Source organism: Actinosynnema sp. ALI-1.44 (assembly GCF_001984155.1).
In the GTDB taxonomy this organism is placed as follows: Bacteria; Actinomycetota; Actinomycetes; order Mycobacteriales; family Pseudonocardiaceae; genus Kibdelosporangium.
On sequence record NZ_MTQO01000040.1, the window covers coordinates 65654 to 84532 of the forward strand.

The following is an 18879-nucleotide window of genomic DNA, read 5'->3' on the forward strand; positions in this document are numbered from 1 at the left end:
CGGTGACGTTAGCGAGTACTAACACCCGACGGATACATACGGTCGGGTTAACAATTCACCGGATGCTTCCGTGGTCGGGTATGAGCGCTGATGATGAAACCCCATCCCTGCCATGAGGGACCTCTTCACGCGGAGGGCACTATGAGGCGACCGTTCCGTGTTCTGTTATGCCTTGCGGCTACCGCCGTCGGCCTGACCACGCTGTCCGCACCCGCCAACGCGGCTGCCGAGAACTACGTGGCGCTCGGTGATTCCTATTCGTCCGGTGTCGGCACCGGCGGCCCGTACAGCGGCGGCGGCTGCAAACGCAGCACCGGCGCGTACCCACAGCTGTGGGCGAACTCCCACAGGCCCGCGTCCTTCCAGTTCGCGGCGTGCTCCGGCGCCGTCACGGCGGACGTGCTCAACAGCCAGATCAACTCGTTGTCGGCGAGCACCTCGCTGGTGACCATCTCGATCGGCGGCAACGACGCCGGCTTCGTCGACGTGATCACCACCTGCACGCTCAACGGCGACTCCACGTGCGTCAACCGCGTGGAGCAGGGCAAGACCTTCGCCCGCAACACGCTGCCGGGCCGGTTGGACAACGTCTACAAGGCGATCAAGCAGAAGTCGCCGTCCGCGCGTGTGGTCGTCCTCGGCTACCCGCGGTTCTACAAGGTGCCGGGTTCGTGCAGCGTGGGGCTGTCGGACACCAAGCGATCGGCCATCAACAGCGGTGCCGACGTGCTGGCCGAGGTGACCGCCCAGCGCGCCGCCGCCGCGGGCTTCCGGTTCGTCGACATCCGCTCCGCGTGGACCGGGCACGAGATCTGCTCGGGCGACCTGTGGCTCAACAGCCTCACGTGGCCGGTCGACGAGTCGTACCACCCGAACAAGAACGGTCAGTCCAGGGGCTACCTCCCCGCACTGAACGCCGTCACCGGCTGAGTGCCTGTCGTGAGTGTTCTGGCCGGTGCCAACCGGCCAGAACACTCACGAGGGCAGACAGGTGGACGGGGTGGTTAGTCAGCGCTAACATTGGGCCAGTGGTTAACGCTGACTAACAGGGAGTCAGATGGACGCGCCCGTGCTGCGCAGCCAGGCGGACCCGTCGGATCCGGCCTACCAGCGCTACGTCAAGGAGCACACCGAACTGGTCGACGACCTGCGGGAACGTCTCGCCAAGGCGCGCGAGGGCGGCCCGGAGAAAGCCCGCAGGAGGCACGTCGAGCGCGGCAAGCTGCTGCCCCGTGACCGGGTGGACTCGCTGCTCGACCCCGGTTCGCCGTTCCTCGAGCTGTCCCCGCTGGCGGCGGACGGCATGTACTCCGGCGAAGCGCCTGCCGCGGGCATCATCACCGGCGTCGGGCGGGTGTCGGGCCGGGAATGCGTGATCGTCGCCAACGACGCCACGGTCAAGGGCGGCACGTACTACCCGATGACCGTGAAGAAGCACCTGCGCGCACAGGAAGTCGCGCTGCACAACAACCTCCCGTGCGTCTACCTGGTCGACTCGGGCGGCGCGTTCCTGCCCAAGCAGGACGAGGTCTTCCCGGACCGCGAGCACTTCGGCCGGATCTTCTTCAACCAGGCGACCATGTCCGCCCGGGGCATCCCGCAGATCGCCGCCGTGCTCGGCTCGTGCACCGCCGGTGGCGCGTACGTCCCGGCGATGAGCGACGAGGCCGTCATCGTGCGCGACCAGGGCACGATCTTCCTCGGTGGCCCGCCGCTGGTGAAGGCCGCGACCGGCGAGGTCGTCACGGCCGAGGAGCTCGGCGGTGGGGACGTGCACTCGCGCGTGTCCGGCGTGACCGACCACCTGGCCGAGGACGACCCGCACGCGCTGCGGATCGTGCGGTCGATCGTGTCCACATTGGGGCCCCGCGGTCCCAAACCTTGGGACGTCGCGCCCGTCGAAGAGCCCGCCGTCGACCCGGAGCAGCTGACCGGTGTCGTGCCGACCGACTCCCGGACGCCGTACGACGTCCGCGAAGTCATCGCCCGTGTGGTGGACGGCAGCCGGTTCCGCGAGTTCAAACGGGAGTACGGAACGACCCTGGTCACCGGCTTCGCCCGGATCCACGGCCACCCGGTCGGCATCATCGCCAACAACGGTGTCCTGTTCGGAGAGTCCGCGCTCAAGGGCGCGCACTTCATCGAGCTGTGCGACAAGCGCCGGATCCCGTTGGTGTTCCTGCAGAACATCACCGGGTTCATGGTCGGCAAGGACTACGAGGCAGGCGGCATCGCCAAGCACGGTGCCAAGATGGTCACCGCGGTGGCGTGTGCGCGGGTGCCGAAGTTCACCGTGGTGATCGGCGGGTCCTTCGGCGCGGGCAACTACTCGATGTGCGGCCGGGCGTACTCGCCGCGGTTCCTGTGGATGTGGCCGAACGCCCGGATCTCGGTGATGGGTGGCGAGCAGGCCGCTTCCGTGCTCGCGACCGTCCGCCGTGACCAGATCGAAGCGGGCGGCGGCGAGTGGTCGGCCGGCGACGAGGAGTCGTTCAAGGACCCGATCCGCCGGCAGTACGAGGACCAGGGCAACCCGTACTACTCGACCGCGCGGTTGTGGGACGACGGCGTGATCGCCCCCGGCGACACCAGGACCGTGCTCGGCCTGGCGCTGTCGGTCGCCGCGAACGCGGAACTCGAAGAAGTCGGCTACGGCGTTTTTCGGATGTGATGGGGATGTTCCAGCGAGTTCTGATCGCCAACCGAGGCGAGATCGCCGTCCGGATCACCCGGACCCTTGCCCGTATGGGCGTGCGCTCGGTCGCCGTCTACAGCGACGCGGACGCCGACGCGCGGCACGTGCTCGAAGCCGACACGGCCGTCCGGATCGGACCGGCCGCCGCGCGGGACAGCTACCTGTCGATCCCCAGGATCATCGATGCGGCGGTGTCGACGGGCGCCGAGGCGATCCACCCCGGGTACGGCTTCCTGGCCGAGAACGTCGACTTCGCGCGGGCCTGCGAGGAAGCGGGCCTGGTGTTCGTCGGGCCGCCGGTCGGCGCGATCGAGGCGATGGGCGACAAGATCCGCGCCAAGCAGACCGTGATGGCCGCGGGCGTGCCGGTGGTGCCTGGCCGCACCGAGCCGGGCATGACCGACGCCGACCTCGTCGCGGCGGCCGGGGAGATCGGCTTTCCCGTGCTGCTCAAGCCGTCCGCGGGTGGTGGTGGCAAGGGGATGCGCCTGGTCGGGGAGGCCGCCGAACTCCCCGCGGCGATCGAGTCGGCTCGCCGTGAGGCCCGTGGCTCCTTCGGCGACGACACACTGCTGATCGAACGGTTCGTCCAACGGCCGAGGCACATCGAGATCCAGGTTCTGGGCGACAAGCACGGCAACGTCATCCACCTCGGTGAGCGCGAGTGCAGCCTGCAACGGCGGCACCAGAAGATCATCGAAGAGGCGCCTTCGCCGCTGCTGTCCGAAGAGATGCGCGCCCGGATGGGCGCGTCGGCCGTCGACGCGGCGCGCGCGGTCGGGTACACGGGCGCGGGGACGGTGGAGTGCATCCTGTCCGCGGACCGGCCGGACGAGTTCTTCTTCATGGAGATGAACACGCGGCTGCAGGTCGAACACCCCGTGACCGAGTTGGTGACCGGGCTTGACCTGGTCGAATGGCAGCTGCGGGTGGCTGCGGGCGAACCGCTCACGATGACGTCGGTGCCGCTGAACGGGCACGCGGTGGAGGCCCGGGTCTACGCCGAGGACCCGTCGCGTGACTTCCTGCCGACCGGCGGGGTCGTGCTGGACGTCGTGGAACCCGCTGATGTCCGGGTCGACTCGGGGGTTCGGGTCGGTACCGTCGTCGGCTCGGACTACGACCCGATGCTCGCGAAGGTCATCGCGTGGGCGCCGTCCCGCACGGAGGCGCTCGGGCGCCTTTCGTCGGCATTGGCCGACATGGCGTTGCTCGGCGTGGGGACGAACGTGGCCTACCTGCGTGAGCTGCTGGCCGATCCGGATGTCGTGGCCGGGCGGTTGGACACCCAGTTGGTGTCGCGACGGAAGCCCTTCGAGCAGTCCACTCCGGATCACGTGTTCGCGGCCGCCGCGTTGGACGAGCTGATCGCGTTGCACCCGCACGGGCCCGTGGTGGACCCGTGGGACGTTCCGTCTGGCTGGCGGATCGGCGGCCCGGCCGGGTTCACGGTCCGGTTCGACTCCGGCGACCGCCAGGTGACCGTTCGGGTGGTCGGTGATTCGGTGTCCGTCGACGGTGGTCCACCGGTCGCGGCCGCCGCGTCGCTGGACGGTTCGGTGCTGCGGTTGACGTACGACGGACGGACGTACCGGTACCGGCTCGCGAAGCTGGACTCGGTGAGGTGGCTCGCCTCGGACGGCTTCACGTGGTCGGTCGCCGAACACTCGCTGCTGGAGGAGTCGACCGGGTCGAGCACGGACGGCGGGCCGATCACCAGCCCCATGCCGGGCACTGTGCTCGTGGTGAAGGCGTCCGTCGGCGACCGGGTGACGGCGGGAGCGCCGCTGCTGGTCGTCGAGGCGATGAAGATGGAACACACGATCGCCGCACCGGTGGACGGCGTGCTGACCGAGCTGCATGTGCAAGCGGGCCAACAGGTCGCGCTGAACCAACCACTCGCCCTGGTGACCCCAGAGGAGACGCAGGCATGATCGACTTCAGGCTCGAGGAAGAACACGAGGCGCTGCGCAAGACATTGCAGGAGTTCGCACGGGAAGAGGTCGCGCCGGTCATCGGTGACTACTACGAGCGTGGCGAGTTCCCGTACGACATCGTGGCGAAGATGGGGCGGATGGGCCTGTTCGGGCTGCCGTTCCCCGAATCGGTCGGCGGGATGGGTGGGGACTACTTCACGCTGTGCCTGGCGTTGGAGGAGTTGGCGCGGGTCGACTCGTCGGTCGCCATCACCCTGGAAGCCGGTGTGTCCCTCGGGGCGATGCCGATCTACCGCTTCGGTTCGGAAGAGCAGAAGGAGAAGTGGCTGCCCGCCCTGGTGGCGGGCGAGGCGCTGGGCGCGTTCGGCCTGACCGAACCCGGTGGCGGCTCCGACGCGGGAGCGACCAGGACAACGGCCCGCCGTGACGGCGACTCATGGGTGATCAACGGCACGAAGGCGTTCATCACCAACTCGGGCACAGACATCACACGCCTGGTGACCGTGACGGCGGTGACAGGTGAGCGAGATGGCCGCAAGCAGATCTCCGCGATCATCGTGCCGTCGGGAACGCCGGGCTTCGCGGTGTCGAAGAAGTACTCCAAGGTCGGGTGGAGCGCATCCGACACGAGGGAGTTGTCGTTCGCGGATTGCGTTGTGCCGACATCGAACCTGCTCGGCCAGGAGGGACGCGGCTACGCGCAGTTCCTGTCTACATTGGACGAGGGCAGGGTAGCGATCGCCGCGCTGTCCGTCGGCCTCGCGCAGGGCTGCGTCGACGAATGCGTCCGGTACGCGGGTGAGCGAGAGGCATTCGGCCACAAGATCGGTGAATACCAGTCGATCCAGTTCAAGATCGCGGACATGGAAGCCCGGACGCACGTGGCCAGGCTGGCGTACTACGACGCGGCCGCGAGGATGCTGCGCAACCAGCCCTTCAAACGCCAGGCCGCGATCGCCAAACTCGTCTCGTCCGAAACCGCCATGGACAACGCACGGGACGCCACGCAGATCTTCGGCGGCTACGGGTTCATGAACGAATTCCCCGTCGGCCGCTTCTACCGAGACGCCAAGATCCTGGAAATCGGCGAAGGTACAAGCGAAGTCCAGCGCATGCTCATCGCCCGCGACCTCGGCCTCTCCCGCCCCTGGCAGTGATCCACTCAAGCAGGTGACGGCTGTGCGGCGGCCCTGTGGGAGAAGCGCGATGCGCAGGACAGGCGGCTTGCGTGCAAGCGCAGGGGGTTTGCGGCCGCGCAAGCGCAGAGCAACCCGCAACGGCTTGCGCGCAAGCGCAGAGTGGGGCTTCGGGGGTGTCTCCTGCCCGTCGGCCTGGGCGAAGCCAACCATGGACTGTCAAGAGGTCGGCCTGCACAGGAGCCACGGCGACAGCCATACCGATCCTCTTGATAGTCCGTGGTTCCCTGGGGCAGGTCGACGGGCAGGAGGCGCCCTCGCCTCGGGTACACACAACAGGATCTCGGCTGTGGGCAGGGAGTACACCCATCCCATCTCCTGCTTTGAGGTCTGCCACCCGGCGAGGGGCTATCTTTTCCCCCGCCGCATCCGAGCCTTGACCAGGAGTAAGGCGTGGTCACCCGACCCGGAACTGGAGATCCCGGGTCTGAAAAGACAAAAAGAAGGGGTCCCTCGCCGGGAGGCAGACCTCTGAGCAGGAGGTCTTCGCGCCGTGTTGCTCCCGGCGCATACTTTTCATGTCCCGGGGTTTCAGGGCGCGGGCGTCCCCTGCCCGTCGACCTGCCCCAGGGAACCACGGACTATCAAGAGGATCGGTTTGGCTGTCGCTGGGGCTCTTCGGGTAGGCCGACCTCTTGACAGCCCGTGGTTGGCTTCGCCCAGGCCGACGGGCAGGAGACACCCCCGAAGCACCACTCTGCGCTGGCGCGCAGGGCCGTGAACCCCCTGCGCTTGCGCGCAAGCCTGCTGGGGGTTGCGTTTGCACGCGAGCTTATCGGGGGCCGGTCTTCGGTTGCTCTGTGCTTGCCCGCGAGCCGGTTCGGGCTGCGGTTGCCTTGTGCTTTGTACGCGGCTGCCTCGATCTGTGGTTGCGTGAGCCAGTTGGCTTCGGCCGGGCAGGTTCATGGGGTGTCTGGTGCTTGCAAGGCCAAGGGCGCTCATTCCGCGTGGAGTGAGCGCCCTTGTCGCCAGCCGGTTCACCAGTCCGGGCGCAGTGGCATTCCCGAGTGGCCTCGGCTGTCGGTTTTCACGCCGAGTACCTGGTGCAGTTGGATCCAGTTGCGGTCGAAGCCAAGCCTCGACCCCGCCATGTACAGGCGCCAGACGCGGGCTGTGTGGGGGCCGACTTCGTTGACGGCTTCTTCCCAGTTGCGTTCCAAGTTGTCGCACCAGCCTGCCAGTGTTCGGGCGTAGTGCTCTCTGAGGTTTTCCTCGTGCCGGACCTCGAAGCCGGTGTCGTGCATCTGGGACAGGATTCTTCCTGGTCCGAGGAGTTCTCCGTCGGGGAAGACGTATCTGTTGATGAAGCTGCGGGTTTGGGCGTTTCGGAGGTTGTCCGGGCGGGTGATGCAGTGGTTCAGGATCCGCCCACCCGTCTTCAGTTTGCTGTAGAGCAGGTCGAAGTAGGATTCCAGGTTCGCTTCACCGATGTGCTCCGTCAGGCCTATGGAGCTGATCGCGTCGAAGCTCGTCTCCTTCACCGCCCGGTAGTCCAGGTGGCGTACTTCCGCCAGGTCGCCCAGGCCTTCCTGCGCTATCCGCTTCTGCGCCCATTCCGCCTGGTTCGCCGACAGGGTCACGCCCAGCGCCTGCACTCCGTAGTGCTTCGCCGCGTGGATCACCATCCCGCCCCAGCCGCAGCCCACGTCGAGCAGGCGCATCCCCGGCCGGAGTGCCAGTTTTCGTGCCACCAGGTCGTGTTTGGCGTACTGGGCTTCTTCCAGTGTCGAGTTCTCGGTCTCGTACACCGCGCACGTGTACGCCATCGACGGGCCCAGTACCCATTCGTAGAACTTGTTCGACACGTCGTAGTGGTGGGAGATCGCTTCCGCGTCCCGCATTCTCGAGTGGCGTTCCCCGCCCAGCCTTCTTTCCTGTGCCGGGGGTTTCGTCGGCCACAGCAGTCTCGCCCCGGCGAGTTTCGCTGCCAGTTTCACCCGCAGCGAGGCCGGGATCTCCCGGAACCGCACCTCCGGGATGGAGGCCAGTGCCGTGTACATGTCGCCGACGATCTCCAGCGCGCCGGTCACGTAGGCCCGCACCAGGCCCAGGCTGTTGGGCGAACTGGCGATGTGCGACAGGGCCAGTGGTGACTTCACGTCCACACGCACTTGCGCATCCTGGGCACCTGCCCGGCTGCCGTCGTAGGCGACGAACTCGACCGGCACGTCTGGGCCGGTCACCTCGTAGATGGCTTCCGCGATTCGCATCATCTAACTACCCCGCACGCACTTGTCGTAGAGGTCGGGCAGCCGACCGTCCGGATCGAACTGGAGTTTCATCTCGCGATAGCGCTCACCGTTGTACAACCGCCAGAAGTCCTCCCGCGAGTAGAAGGACTCGGAGTACAACGACTTGTGGCCGCCGAGGTCGGTGACGACCTGCTCGATGAGGCGGTTGTGGTGTCCCGGGCGCTGCCCTGGTGCGAATGGCACCGTTGCCCAGAACCCGACGTTCACGTACAGCGTGTCCGGATCCATCGGGTACAGCGGCCACGTCGTCGCGTCGCGCAGCTTCACCGGACAGAGCCAGACCGGGCTGATGCCGATGTCCCGGTGGAAGAACTCGAGGAACTCGCCCAACCTGGCCAGCGGGATCTCCACGTCCTGGATCACCGGCTCGCGGTCCGGGGCGCCTTTGAGCTGCCTGGCCCGCCTGCTCAGGCCGTACTTCCTGTCCAGCGCGACCATCTTGCGGTACACGTCCGAGCGCAGGTACTGCTTCGGCCACAGCCTGCGCACCCAGGGGATCTGGGCGCCGAACGCGCGGGAGCACCAGAACCAGTCGGTGTCCCAGCGCCAGAGGTAGTCCCGGATGGTCAGCAGGTCGGCCGAACGCTCCCGGATGGACTTGTAGAAGATCTCCGACCCGGTGTAGTCACTCGGACGGTGTGTCGGTTTGTCGACAAAACGACCTATGGTCAGATACTGCTCGCCCGGCCCGAAGACCGTGCCGTCCAGGAAATTCGCGTCGGTGTGCCCGGCGATCTCCGCCGGGTCGTCGAAGCGGACGTGCCGCAGCTCGACGTATGGCTTCACCGGTTCCAGTTCGATCTTCAGGCGCAGCGCGTAACCGAACGTGCCGTACGAGTTGGGGAACGCGCGGAACTGCTCGTCGCCTCGCTCGAGCCGGGTGATCCGGCCGTCGCCGGTGAGGATTTCCATCTCCAGCACGGATTCGTGTGGCAGGCCGTTGCGGAACGACGTCGACTCGATACCCAGCCCGGCCACGGCACCGCCGAGCGTGATCGTCTTCAGCTGCGGGACGACCAGCGGCATCAGACCGTACGGCAAGGTGGCGTCGACCAGGTCCTCGTACGTGGTCATCCCGCCGACGTCCGCGGTCCGCTGCTCGGCGTCGACGTTCAGCACACCGGCGAACCGGCTGACGTCCAGCGTTCGGGTGGCCGGGTCGCGGAACCGGAACAGGTTCGACGTGGACTTCGCCAGCCGGACCGGAGTCCCCTGGGGCAGTGCCGCGTACTGAGCTCGTAACGTCGCCGCAGCCCGATCGTGGCCCACCAGGGCCTGTTGGTTGCCCATACCAACCGATGCTAGGCCTGTGCGCACGACCCAGCATTGTGATTTTCGGACAACGTCGGGCCGTGAGGAGACAAAACGCCCATCCGGGCGTCCACCTAGGACTCAGTACTCACGCAGGTGGTCGAGCAGGAGCGCGGATGTGGCCCCGGCGAGAACCTCCGGCACGTTGTGGCCGGCGCCATGGAGCACCTCCAGGCGATACGGGCCTTTCACCCATCGGTGGGTCCGCTCTACGCCGTAAGGAGCCACGAACGGATCGTCGTCACTGGCGACGAACAACACAGGCACCCGGACAATCTGTTCATACCCCGTGAAGTCGTTGGCCCGGTACCAGTTCAACGCCGCCGTCGCACGCGGTACTCGTAGCGCGCTGCCGCGACCCACGCCACACAAGCGCCCCAGTCGTGCCCGACAAGGTCGAACTTGTACCACCCCAACGCGTCCGCGATCGCGACGACGTCGTTCACGCCGTAATCCAGCCCGTAGTCCGCGATCTCCGACGGCCGCACACCCGGCGAGTAACCCCGCTGGTCCGGCGCGACCGCCCGGTAACCGGCGGCGGCCAGCGCGAGCAGCTGTTCCTCCCACTCGATCCCGAGCCCGGGAAAGCCGTGCAGGAGCAGGACCTTCCTGCCGTTTCGGGGCCCGGCGGCGACGGCGTCGAACGTGCCGACGTACGTCCTGATCTCAGTGGACTGATCTTGGGCGGGCTGGTCCGTTCGGCGGCGTACGCCGGACCGGCGACACCGAGTGACGCGACCCCGGCCGTTGCCGACGCGAGGAAGTTCCGACGAGTGCTGGGCATGCCCCAAGCCTGGAGTCAGACTGGCCCCCGAACCATCATGTCCACCCTTGAAGCGGGGGTAGGGCCAGCCTAGCCCGCTAGCGGGCGGCGGCCAGCTCCGGCGGGGCGATCAGGCGCAGACAGGCCTTGGCGCGCTGCCACCGGGCGTCGAGCTGGGAGTCGTCGGGGTACGCCCACGAGCCGACCAGCAGGCCGCGGATGGTGTCCATCGCGGTGTACGCGTAGTGCCGGAACTGGGTGGTGTCGGCTTTCGGGCCGAAGAGGCGGTTGCCGAACGTCACGAGCACGTCGCTGATCTCCGGCTCGACCGAGGAGACCAGGGCGCGCAGCCGGGTGTCCGTCCGCGCGGCGAGCAGCAGCTCCGTGCTCGCGGCGAAGATCGGGCCCTGGTGGATCTCCCACAGCAGGTCGAGCGTGTCGCCGACCGGATCGGCCGAGGTCGCCAGCTCGTCCATTCTCGCGTCCGCCAGCAGGGCGCGGCGCTGGGCGATGTCCCGGACGGCCGCGGTCACCAGGTCGGCTTTGGTGGGGAAGTGGTGGACCTGCGCTCCCCGGGTCACGCCCGCTCGTTCGGCGACTCGAGTTGTCGTCGTTCCTGAGTAGCCGTATTCGACGAGGCAGTCGATGGTCGCGTCAAGCAGTCGCGAGCGCATCGCCGCGCTGCGTTCCTCCTGCGTACGGCCGGTTTTCGAGGTTCTGGTCGCCGGCATGGGGCAACAATACCTGCAAGTGTGTATGTTAGTTGAGTTGTCCGGCGATCCGGAGGTGCGGCGTGGCGCGTTCGCTCTCAGGCAAGGTCGTGGTGGTCACGGGCGGTGCGCGCGGGATCGGCGCCGCCATGGTCGAGGCGCTGGTCAGAGCCGGAGCCAAGGTCGTGATCGGGGATCTCGACCTCACGACGGCCGAGGCGACAGCCGCCCGGCTCGGCGCGCTCGCCCTACAGCTCGACGTCACCGACCCGGCCGGGTTCACCAAGTTCCTCGATGAGGTGGAGAGCCGCCGCGGCCCGATCGACGTCCTGATCAACAACGCCGGGATCATGCCGCTCGGCCGGTTCGAGGACGAGGACGACGTCTCCACCATGCACCAGCTGGAGATCAACCTGCACGGTGTCATCCACGGCACCCGCGAGGCGATCAGGCGCATGCGCCCGCGCGCGACCGGTCACATCGTCAACGTCGCGTCCGTCGCGGGCAAGAGCGGTTTCCCGGGTGCGGCGACGTACTGCGCGACCAAGCACGGTGTCGTCGGGTTGACCGAGGCCGTGCGACTGGAGCTGCGGGGCTCGGGCGTGGAGACGACGCTGGTGATGCCGTCGATCGTGCGGACCGAGCTCACCGCAGGCATCAGCAACGACGGCCCGGTCAAGACCGTCACCCCGGAGCAGGTCGCCGCGGCCACAGTGGACGCGCTGCGCACCCCGAGGTTCGAGGTCTACGTGCCGAAGTCGGTCGGCACGCTCAACCGGATCGGCCGGTTGATGCCGCGTGCCTTCGGCGAGTGGATGGTCCGCACGCTCAAAGGCGACCGGGTCCTCGCCGACGCGGCGCACTCGGCGGAGCGGGCCGAATACGAATCACGCGCCGCGGCGAGCGCGCCCGCGGCCGACGAGGCGCACGGGATGAAGAAATGATCACCGACGCGTTGGTCGCCAGGCTGGGTGACCGGGTCTCAGCCACCTCGGCGGACACCGTGGGCACGGTGGACGTCTTCGGCGGCGGCACGCTGGCCAAGGTGCCGCTGTCCACGCCGCAGGACGTGGTCGACGCCGTCGAAGCCGCGCGGCAGGCGCAGCGGTTGTGGGCGGACGTCGCGGTCGCCGACCGGATCGCGATCTTCGAACGGTTCCACGCCCTGCTGCTCGCCCACACCGACGAGCTGCTCGACATCCTGCAGGCCGAGACGGGGAAATCGCGGCGGGACGCCTTTCTGGAGGTGTCCGCGCCGCTGGTCACCGTCGGTTACTACGCCCGCAAGGCGCCGAAACTGCTCACCCCGCAGCGCCGCGAAGGAATGGTCCCCGGACTGGTCAAGACCGTCGAACTGCGTGCGCCCAAGGGCGTCGTCGGGATCATCACGCCGTGGAACTACCCGTTCGCGTTGGCGTTCACCGACCTGATCCCGGCGTTGATCGCCGGGAACGCGGTGGTGCTCAAGCCCGACACCCAGACCGCGCTGTGCACCCTGTACGGCGTCGAACTGCTGTACCAGGCCGGACTGCCGGAAGGACTGCTGCGCGTGGTGATCGGCGACGGTCCGGTCGTCGGGACCGCCGTCGTGGACACCGCCGACTACATCGGCTTCACCGGTTCGACACGCACGGGCAGGGAGATCGCGGCCCGCGCCGGGCGTCGCCTTGTCGGTTGTTCGCTTGAGCTCGGCGGCAAGAACCCCTTGCTGGTGCTGGCGGACGCCAGCGTCCCGAAAGCCGCGGCCGGGGCCGTGCAGACGTGTTTCTCCAACTCCGGCCAGCTCTGCATGTCGCCCGAGCGCTTGTTCGTGCACACCGACGTGTACGACGAGTTCACGCGGCGCTTCGTCGACGAGGTCGCCAAGATGAAGCTGGCGGCGGCGTTCGACTACAGCGCGGACATGGGTTCCCTGACCTCGCAACGGCAACTGGAGACAGTGACCCGGCACGTCGACGACGCGCGTGCCAAGGGTGCGACCGTGCTGGCGGGCGGCAGACCGCGGCCAGAGCTGGGCCCGTTCTTCTACGAGCCAACGGTGTTGACGGGCGTCACGCCGGAAATGCTCTGCTACGACAACGAAACGTTCGGCCCGGTCGTGTCGGTCTACCGCGTGCTGGACGACCAGGAAGCGATCGATCGCGCGAACGCCACCTCCTACGGGCTGAACGCCAGCGTCTACAGCAAGTCCGTTCCGCACGCGGAACAGGTTGCCGCGCTGCTCAAGGCAGGCACGGTGAATGTCAACGACGGGCACGTGGTCGGGTTCGGCAGCGCGGACGCGCCGATGGGTGGCATGAAGGACTCCGGTGTCGGTCGGCGCAACGGGATCGAAGGGCTGCTGAAGTACACCGAGGCACAGAACGTTTCGGTGCAACGCGTTCCGTTGTCCACACCGCCGAAGTGGCTGCCGTTCGCGGTGTACGTCAAGGGAATGCGGGCGCTGCTCCGGGTCGTGCGGAAGACCGGCATCCGGTGACGCCGATCCCACCCGTCGGGATGGCCGAACAGGTCACACTGTCCATCGTGCGCGCCACATGGATCTGTCGGCCCATAATTGACACATGGTGAGTGTCTCGGCGGCAGCGTCGAACGTCCTGGACAAGGTCTTCAACGGCGGCGTCGCCGATCTGCGGCCGACGCCCCGAGTCCTGGTGGACCACGGCCCCAACCGCTGGGTCTACCGGATGACCGGGGAGTCGTCCGGTGACCCGGTCCTGCTCGTGCCGCCGTTGGCCGCGCCCGCGCTGTGCTTCGACCTGCGCCGTGGCTGCAGCATGGCCGAACACCTGGTCGAACAGGGCAGGCCGACGTACCTGGTGGACTACGGCTCGGTCAGCTTCTCCGACCGCGGCCTCGGCATCGAGCACTGGATCGACGAGGTCCTGCCGCGAGCCATCCGCGCGGTCAGCAAGGACGCGGGCGGACGCCCGGTGCACGTCGTGGCGTGGTGCCTCGGCGGCATCCTGTCCCTGCTGACCACGGCCGACCAGGCAGACCTGCCGATCGCGTCGCTGACCACGGTGGCGAGCCCGATCGACTTCACCGCGATCCCGCTGGTCGCGCCCGCACGGCCGTTGGTCGAGCTGACCGGTGGCTGGGTGCTGACCGCGCCCTACCGCCTGCTCGGCGGCGCGCCGAGGCAGTTGGTGAGGTGGGCGTTCCAGCTGAGCTCGGTGGACAAGTACGTGACCAAGCCGCTGGCGCTGCTCACCCACCTCGACGACAAGGAGTTCCTGGCGCAGATCGAGGCGGTCGACCGCTTCATGGACAACATGGTCGCCTACCCCGGCCGGACATTCGGCCAGATCTACCACCGCTTCTTCCGCGGCAACGACCTGCACGACGGCGTGGTGGACGTCGAGGGCAGGCTGATCTCGTTGGCGGACATCAAGGTGCCGGTACTGGTGATAGCCGGTGCGACGGACGGGATCGCACCGGAGCCCGCGGTCCGCAGGCTGACGCGGCTGCTGGACAAGGCGCCGGAGGTCCGGTTCGAGGTGTGCCCCGGTGGTCACCTCGGAGTCCTGACCGGTCGCGGCGCGAGGGACACGACGTGGAAGGTGATCGACTCCTTCCTCACGGCCCATGTCGAGCGGTCAAACCCGGTATAAAGAACAAGTTCCACTGATGGAACACGCTGGGCCATCCGATGGATTGAACAAAGACTGAAACGAGTTCTACATTCGTCGCATGGCTGGAGTGACACGACGAAGTGTGCTCGCAGGCGCCGGACTGGCTGTCCTCGCCACACCCGAACGAGCATCAGCGGCGATCCGAGCCGACTACGACGTGGTCGTGGTCGGAGCAGGCGCGGCGGGAATGACAGCCGCGCTGACAGCGGCGAAACGAGGTCTGCGAACCGTCGTGATCGAGAAGGCCCCGACTTACGGCGGCTCGGCGGCCCGCTCTGGAGCGGGCATCTGGATCCCCAACAACAGCGTGATCCGCGCAGCCGGAGTTCCCGACACACCTGAGAAAGCCGCCGCGTACATGTCGGCGGTCGTCGGTGCCACCGTTCCGCTGGCGCGTCAGCAGGCGTTTCTCAAGCACGGCCCGGCGATGCTGGACTTCGTGATGGCCCACAGTCCCCTGCGGTTCCGCTGGATGGAGGGGTACAGCGACTACTACCCGGAACTGCCCGGCGGCATGCCGAACGGCCGCTCGATCGAGCCGGACATGCTGGACGGCAACCTCCTCGGTGCCGAACTGGCCAGGCTCAATCCGAGTTACCTCCCGACACCACCGGGCTTGGTGGTGTTCAGCGCCGACTACAAGTGGCTGAACCTGGCCGCTGTCAACGCCAAGGGGTTCGCGGTCGCCGCCGAGTGCGTCGCCCGCGGAACTGCCGCCGCGCTGGCCGGGAAGAAGCCGTTGACCATGGGCCAGGCGCTCGCAGGCGGCCTCCGGGCGGGCCTGCTGCAAGCGGGCGTCCCTGTCCTGCTGAACACCCCGCTGCTCGACCTCCACGTCGAGAACGGTGTGGTGAAAGGGGTCCTGACCCCGCAGGGCCTGCTCCGGGCTGCCCGTGGGGTGATCGTCGGCTCCGGTGGGTTCGAGCACAACGCGCCCATGCGTGTTCAGTACCAACGGCAGCCCACCGGGTGGTCGGTCGGCGCCAAGGAGAACACCGGCGACGGGATCCTGGCCGGACAACGGCTCGGTGCCGCGCTGGACCTGATGGACGACGCGTGGTGGGGCCCGGCGATCCCGTTGCCGGATCAGCCCTACTTCTGCCTCGCCGAGCGCACGCTGCCGGGCGGGTTGATGATCAACCAGACCGGGCAGCGGTTCGTCAACGAAGCGGCGCCGTACGGCGACGTCGTGCATGTCATGTACGACAAGGCGATGGTTCCCGCGTGGCTGATCGTCGACCAGAACTACCGCAACCGCTACCTGTTCAAGGACGTCGCGCCGCTGCTGCCGTTCCCGCAGTCCTGGTACGACTCCGGGGCGGTGGTGAAGGCGCCGACGATCGACGCGCTGGCCGCCGCGATCGGTGTTCCGCCCGCGACGCTCCGGGCGACGATCACCCGGTTCAGCGGGTTCGCGCTGACCGGGCGGGATCGGGATTTCCGGCGCGGTGACAGCGTTTACGACCACTACTACACCGATCCCGCTGTGCTGCCGTCATCGAGTCTCGCGTCGCTCTGGCTGCCGCCGTACTATGCGTTCAAGATCGTTCCCGGCGATCTCGGCACCAAGGGCGGGATGCGGACCGACGCGAGCGCCCGCGTACTGCGCGCGGACGGATCGGTGATCGACGGCCTGTTCGCGGCGGGCAACGCGAGCGCCGCCGTGATGGGCACCAGTTACACCGGAGCCGGGGCGACGATCGGCCCGGCGATGACCTTCGGCTACGTCGCCGCCACCGCCGTCTGACCATCTCCAGGCTTTGACCTGATCTTCTATGGTTCCATGTGGTCTGCGTGACCTTCTGCACCCTCGCGTCCGGGCCTTACCTACTCTACAGTAGCTAAGACTCGGATGCGAGGAGTTGGTGACATGGTGGACCGGCACAAGCGAGATGCGATGGGGATCGCGCTCGCCGTGCTCAACCGGATCGCAGGCGCGCGGCTCGTGCGCCGGTTCGGCCTGGAGAAGCCCATCGAGCGCGGGATCTTCCACGCGACCAGAACGGGCTTCCGCACGCTCGGCGCCGCGACCAGGTCGTTCAAGGCCGTCAGCACCATCGGCAAGCCGGCCCGGTTGCCGTCCGCGCCCGAGCGCGGCCTGTTCGACCTGACGCCGGACGAAGACCAGCAGATGATCCGGGACACGGTCGCCGAGTTCGCCGCCGAGCAGCTGCGACCGGCCGCCGCCGAAGCCGACACGGCGTGCAAGGCGCCCGCCGAACTGCTCGGCACCGCCGCTGAGCTGGGGCTCACCGTGCTCGGTGTGCCGGAGGACCTCGGCGGGGCGGGCAGCGAGCGCTCCACTGTGTCCGGTGCGCTGATCGCGGAAGCACTGGCACACGGCGACATGGGTCTGGCCGTCGCGTGCCTCGCGCCTTCGGCCGTGAGCAACGCCCTTGTGCTGTGGGGCGACGGCGACCAGCAGGGGACCTATCTGCCCGCGTTCGTCGGGGAGAACGTGCCCGCCGCAGCGCTCGCGATCCTGGAGCCGCGGCCGCTGTTCGACCCCTTCGAACTGAAGACGGTCGCGCGCCGGACACCGGAGGGCTATCGCCTCGAAGGCGTGAAATCCCTCGTTCCCAGAGCCGCCGAGGCCGAACTGTTCGTCGTCGCGGCCGCACTGGACGGTTCGCCCGCGCTGTTCATCGTCGAGTCCACCGACGTGCAGATCGAAGCCGAACCCGCGATGGGGTTACGTGCGGCCGCCATGGGACGTCTCGTGCTCGACAACGTCACGGTTGCGCGTACGGCTCTGCTCGGCGGAGGTTCGAAGGACGTCTACGCCGACTGCGTGCGGCTGTCCCGGCTTGGCTGGTGCGCGCTGGCAGTCGGCACCGCGCAGGCCGTGCTCGACTACGTCATTCCGTACGTCAACGAGCGGGTCGCGTTCGGCGAGCCGGTCAGCCACCGGCAGAGCGTCGCGTTCAAGGTCGCCGACATCGGCATCGAGCTCGACGGCATGCGGCTGGTGACGTACCGCGCCGCCTCCCGTGCCGAACAGGGCCTGCCGTTCGCCCGCGAGGTCGGACTGGCGCGCAAACTCTGCGCGGACAAGGGAATGGTGATCGGCAGTGACGGCGTGCAACTGCTCGGCGGGCACGGATTCGTCAAGGAGCATCCGGTGGAGCGGTGGTATCGCGACTTGCGAGCCGTCGGCCTGATGGAAGGGGCGGTGCTGCTGTGATCAACCTCGAGATCCCGAAGAAGTTCGGTGCGTTGGTCAACCAGGCGCACCAGGCCGCTGCCGAGATCTTCCGGCCGAACTCGCGCAAGTACGACATCGCCGAGCACGAGTACCCCAAGGAACTCGACATCTTCGCGGCCCTGCTGGACGGCATGAACTCGTCCGGCGAGGGCGGCGCCGGTGCCGGATCGGTGCGGCGCACGGAGAAGTCCAACCAGGTCCGCAACGGCGCCAACATGTCCATTGTGCTCGGTGCGATCGAGCTGTGCTGGGGTGACGTGGGCTTCCTGCTGTCGATGCCGCGCCAGGGGCTGGGCAACGCGGCGATCGCGTCGGTGGCCAACGAGGAGCAGCTGGCCCGCTTCGGCAAGCTCTGGGCGTCGATGGCGATCACCGAACCGGACACCGGCTCGGACTCGGCCAACATCAAGACCACCGCCATCAAGGACGGCGACGACTACATCATCAACGGCGAGAAGATCTTCGTCACCGCCGGTGAACGGTCCGACGCCGTGGTCGTGTGGGCCACCTTGGACAAGTCGCTCGGCCGCGCGGCGATCAAGTCGTTCGTCGTGGAGAAGGGCACGCCGGGCATGGAAGTGGTCCGGCTGGAGAACAAGCTCGGCATCCGCGCGTCGGACACGGCGGTCATCCAGTTCACCGACTGCCGGGTGCCCGCGGCGAACCTGCTCGGCGACCCGGACATCAGCCAGGGCTTCGCGGGCGTCATGCAGACGTTCGACAACACCCGGCCCCTGGTCGCCGCCATGGCGATCGGCCTGGCACGGGCGGCGCTGGAGGAGACGGCCAAGCTCCTCGCCGAAGCCGGTGTCGAAGTAGACTACGACAAGCCCGCCAACCAGCAGCACGCGGCTGCGGCGACCTACCTCGGTCTCGAAGCGGACTGGGAAGCGGCCAACCTGTTGACGCTGAAGGCCGCGTGGATGGCGGACAACTCGAAGCCGAACTCGCTGGAAGCCTCCGAGGCCAAGGCGAAAGCGGGCCGGGTCGTCACCGAGCTGACCCTCAAGTGCGTCGAACTCTGCGGCTCCATCGGCTACTCCGAGCACACCCTGCTGGAGAAGTGGGCGCGGGACTCCAAGATCCTCGACATCTTCGAGGGCACCCAGCAGATCCAGCAGTTGATCGTCGCTCGCAGGTTGCTGGGCAAGAGTTCCGGCGAACTGAAGTAACAG

Annotated in this window: 16 protein-coding genes; 10 read left to right on the forward strand and 6 right to left on the reverse strand. The window is 67.7% G+C overall.

Annotation, left to right across the window (positions count from 1 at the left end):
• Positions 1-141 precede the first annotated feature (141 nt).
• The 4 genes from ALI144C_RS14385 (at position 142) to ALI144C_RS14400 (ending at position 5789) form a co-directional block, all read left to right on the forward strand.
• Positions 142-930: an SGNH/GDSL hydrolase family protein gene (locus ALI144C_RS14385; RefSeq protein WP_076987594.1), complete on the forward strand. Its 789-nt coding sequence runs from the start codon at positions 142-144 to the stop codon at positions 928-930.
• Between the two features lie 127 nt (positions 931-1057).
• Complete coding sequence (locus tag ALI144C_RS14390) at positions 1058-2671, forward strand: carboxyl transferase domain-containing protein (protein ID WP_076987595.1); 1614 nt, start codon at positions 1058-1060, stop codon at positions 2669-2671.
• A 5-nt stretch (positions 2672-2676) separates the two neighbouring features.
• Positions 2677-4629, forward strand: a complete 1953-nt coding sequence (locus ALI144C_RS14395) for an acetyl/propionyl/methylcrotonyl-CoA carboxylase subunit alpha (RefSeq protein ID WP_076987740.1) — start codon at positions 2677-2679, stop codon at positions 4627-4629.
• Complete coding sequence (locus tag ALI144C_RS14400) at positions 4626-5789, forward strand: acyl-CoA dehydrogenase family protein (protein WP_076987596.1); 1164 nt, start codon at positions 4626-4628, stop codon at positions 5787-5789. The genes ALI144C_RS14395 and ALI144C_RS14400 overlap by 4 nt, the downstream gene beginning before the upstream one ends.
• 1016 nt (positions 5790-6805) lie before the next feature.
• On the opposite strand, the gene ALI144C_RS14405 is transcribed toward ALI144C_RS14400, so the two are convergent.
• The 6 genes from ALI144C_RS14405 to ALI144C_RS14425 form a co-directional block, all read right to left on the reverse strand.
• Complete coding sequence (locus tag ALI144C_RS14405; RefSeq protein ID WP_076987741.1) at positions 6806-8038, reverse strand: SAM-dependent methyltransferase; 1233 nt, start codon at positions 8036-8038, stop codon at positions 6806-6808.
• Positions 8039-8041: 3 nt separating this feature from the next.
• Positions 8042-9370 (reverse strand): FAD-binding protein, encoded by a 1329-nt coding sequence (locus ALI144C_RS14410; protein WP_076987597.1) that lies wholly within the window; start codon positions 9368-9370, stop codon positions 8042-8044.
• A gap of 102 nt (positions 9371-9472) precedes the next feature.
• Entirely contained in the window at positions 9473-9658 is a 186-nt protein-coding gene (locus ALI144C_RS58665) for an alpha/beta fold hydrolase (RefSeq protein WP_143230642.1), read from the reverse strand.
• Between the two features lie 47 nt (positions 9659-9705).
• Positions 9706-9945: an alpha/beta fold hydrolase gene (locus tag ALI144C_RS59020; protein ID WP_441297558.1), complete on the reverse strand. Its 240-nt coding sequence runs from the start codon at positions 9943-9945 to the stop codon at positions 9706-9708.
• Positions 9834-10175 carry a twin-arginine translocation signal domain-containing protein gene (locus ALI144C_RS59025; protein ID WP_441297559.1) on the reverse strand — a complete coding sequence of 114 codons (342 nt, stop codon included), beginning with the start codon at positions 10173-10175 and terminating at the stop codon, positions 9834-9836. Before ALI144C_RS59025 ends, ALI144C_RS59020 begins: the two co-directional genes overlap by 112 nt.
• 77 nt (positions 10176-10252) lie before the next feature.
• Complete coding sequence (locus tag ALI144C_RS14425; RefSeq protein ID WP_237774141.1) at positions 10253-10885, reverse strand: TetR/AcrR family transcriptional regulator; 633 nt, start codon at positions 10883-10885, stop codon at positions 10253-10255.
• 62 nt (positions 10886-10947) lie between these two features.
• Between ALI144C_RS14425 and ALI144C_RS14430 the strand changes: the two genes are divergently transcribed.
• From ALI144C_RS14430 to ALI144C_RS14455, 6 genes are all read left to right on the forward strand, one after another.
• Positions 10948-11808 (forward strand): SDR family oxidoreductase, encoded by an 861-nt coding sequence (locus ALI144C_RS14430; protein ID WP_076987600.1) that lies wholly within the window; start codon positions 10948-10950, stop codon positions 11806-11808.
• Complete coding sequence (locus ALI144C_RS14435) at positions 11805-13343, forward strand: succinic semialdehyde dehydrogenase (RefSeq protein ID WP_076987601.1); 1539 nt, start codon at positions 11805-11807, stop codon at positions 13341-13343. The genes ALI144C_RS14430 and ALI144C_RS14435 overlap by 4 nt, the downstream gene beginning before the upstream one ends.
• An 85-nt stretch (positions 13344-13428) precedes the next feature.
• The gene (locus ALI144C_RS14440) at positions 13429-14478 is read left to right on the forward strand and encodes an alpha/beta fold hydrolase (RefSeq protein ID WP_076987602.1); all 1050 of its coding nucleotides are present in this window, start codon (positions 13429-13431) and stop codon (positions 14476-14478) included.
• Between the two features lie 79 nt (positions 14479-14557).
• Positions 14558-16246, forward strand: a complete 1689-nt coding sequence (kstD, locus tag ALI144C_RS14445; protein ID WP_076987603.1) for a 3-oxosteroid 1-dehydrogenase — start codon at positions 14558-14560, stop codon at positions 16244-16246.
• Positions 16247-16396: 150 nt separating this feature from the next.
• Positions 16397-17683, forward strand: a complete 1287-nt coding sequence (locus ALI144C_RS14450) for an acyl-CoA dehydrogenase family protein (RefSeq protein WP_076987743.1) — start codon at positions 16397-16399, stop codon at positions 17681-17683.
• On the forward strand, positions 17680-18876 hold the full coding sequence (locus ALI144C_RS14455) for an acyl-CoA dehydrogenase family protein (RefSeq protein WP_076987604.1): 1197 nt from the start codon (positions 17680-17682) through the stop codon (positions 18874-18876). Before ALI144C_RS14450 ends, ALI144C_RS14455 begins: the two co-directional genes overlap by 4 nt.
• Positions 18877-18879: the final 3 nt, after the last annotated feature.

What these genes read in the sequence shown, in the direction of transcription:
- ALI144C_RS14385 (WP_076987594.1), top strand. Translation starts at nt 142, where the DNA reads ATGAGGCGACCGTTCCGTGTTCTGTTATGCCTTGCGGCTACCGCCGTC.
- ALI144C_RS14390 (WP_076987595.1), top strand. Translation starts at nt 1,058, where the DNA reads ATGGACGCGCCCGTGCTGCGCAGCCAGGCGGACCCGTCGGATCCGGCC.
- ALI144C_RS14395 (WP_076987740.1), top strand. Translation starts at nt 2,677, where the DNA reads ATGTTCCAGCGAGTTCTGATCGCCAACCGAGGCGAGATCGCCGTCCGG.
- ALI144C_RS14400 (WP_076987596.1), top strand. Translation starts at nt 4,626, where the DNA reads ATGATCGACTTCAGGCTCGAGGAAGAACACGAGGCGCTGCGCAAGACA.
- ALI144C_RS14405 (WP_076987741.1), bottom strand. Translation starts at nt 8,038, where the DNA reads ATGCGAATCGCGGAAGCCATCTACGAGGTGACCGGCCCAGACGTGCCG.
- ALI144C_RS14410 (WP_076987597.1), bottom strand. Translation starts at nt 9,370, where the DNA reads ATGGGCAACCAACAGGCCCTGGTGGGCCACGATCGGGCTGCGGCGACG.
- ALI144C_RS59025 (WP_441297559.1), bottom strand. Translation starts at nt 10,175, where the DNA reads ATGCCCAGCACTCGTCGGAACTTCCTCGCGTCGGCAACGGCCGGGGTC.
- ALI144C_RS14425 (WP_237774141.1), bottom strand. Translation starts at nt 10,885, where the DNA reads ATGCCGGCGACCAGAACCTCGAAAACCGGCCGTACGCAGGAGGAACGC.
- ALI144C_RS14435 (WP_076987601.1), top strand. Translation starts at nt 11,805, where the DNA reads ATGATCACCGACGCGTTGGTCGCCAGGCTGGGTGACCGGGTCTCAGCC.
- ALI144C_RS14440 (WP_076987602.1), top strand. Translation starts at nt 13,429, where the DNA reads ATGGTGAGTGTCTCGGCGGCAGCGTCGAACGTCCTGGACAAGGTCTTC.
- kstD (WP_076987603.1), top strand. Translation starts at nt 14,558, where the DNA reads ATGGCTGGAGTGACACGACGAAGTGTGCTCGCAGGCGCCGGACTGGCT.
- ALI144C_RS14450 (WP_076987743.1), top strand. Translation starts at nt 16,397, where the DNA reads ATGGGGATCGCGCTCGCCGTGCTCAACCGGATCGCAGGCGCGCGGCTC.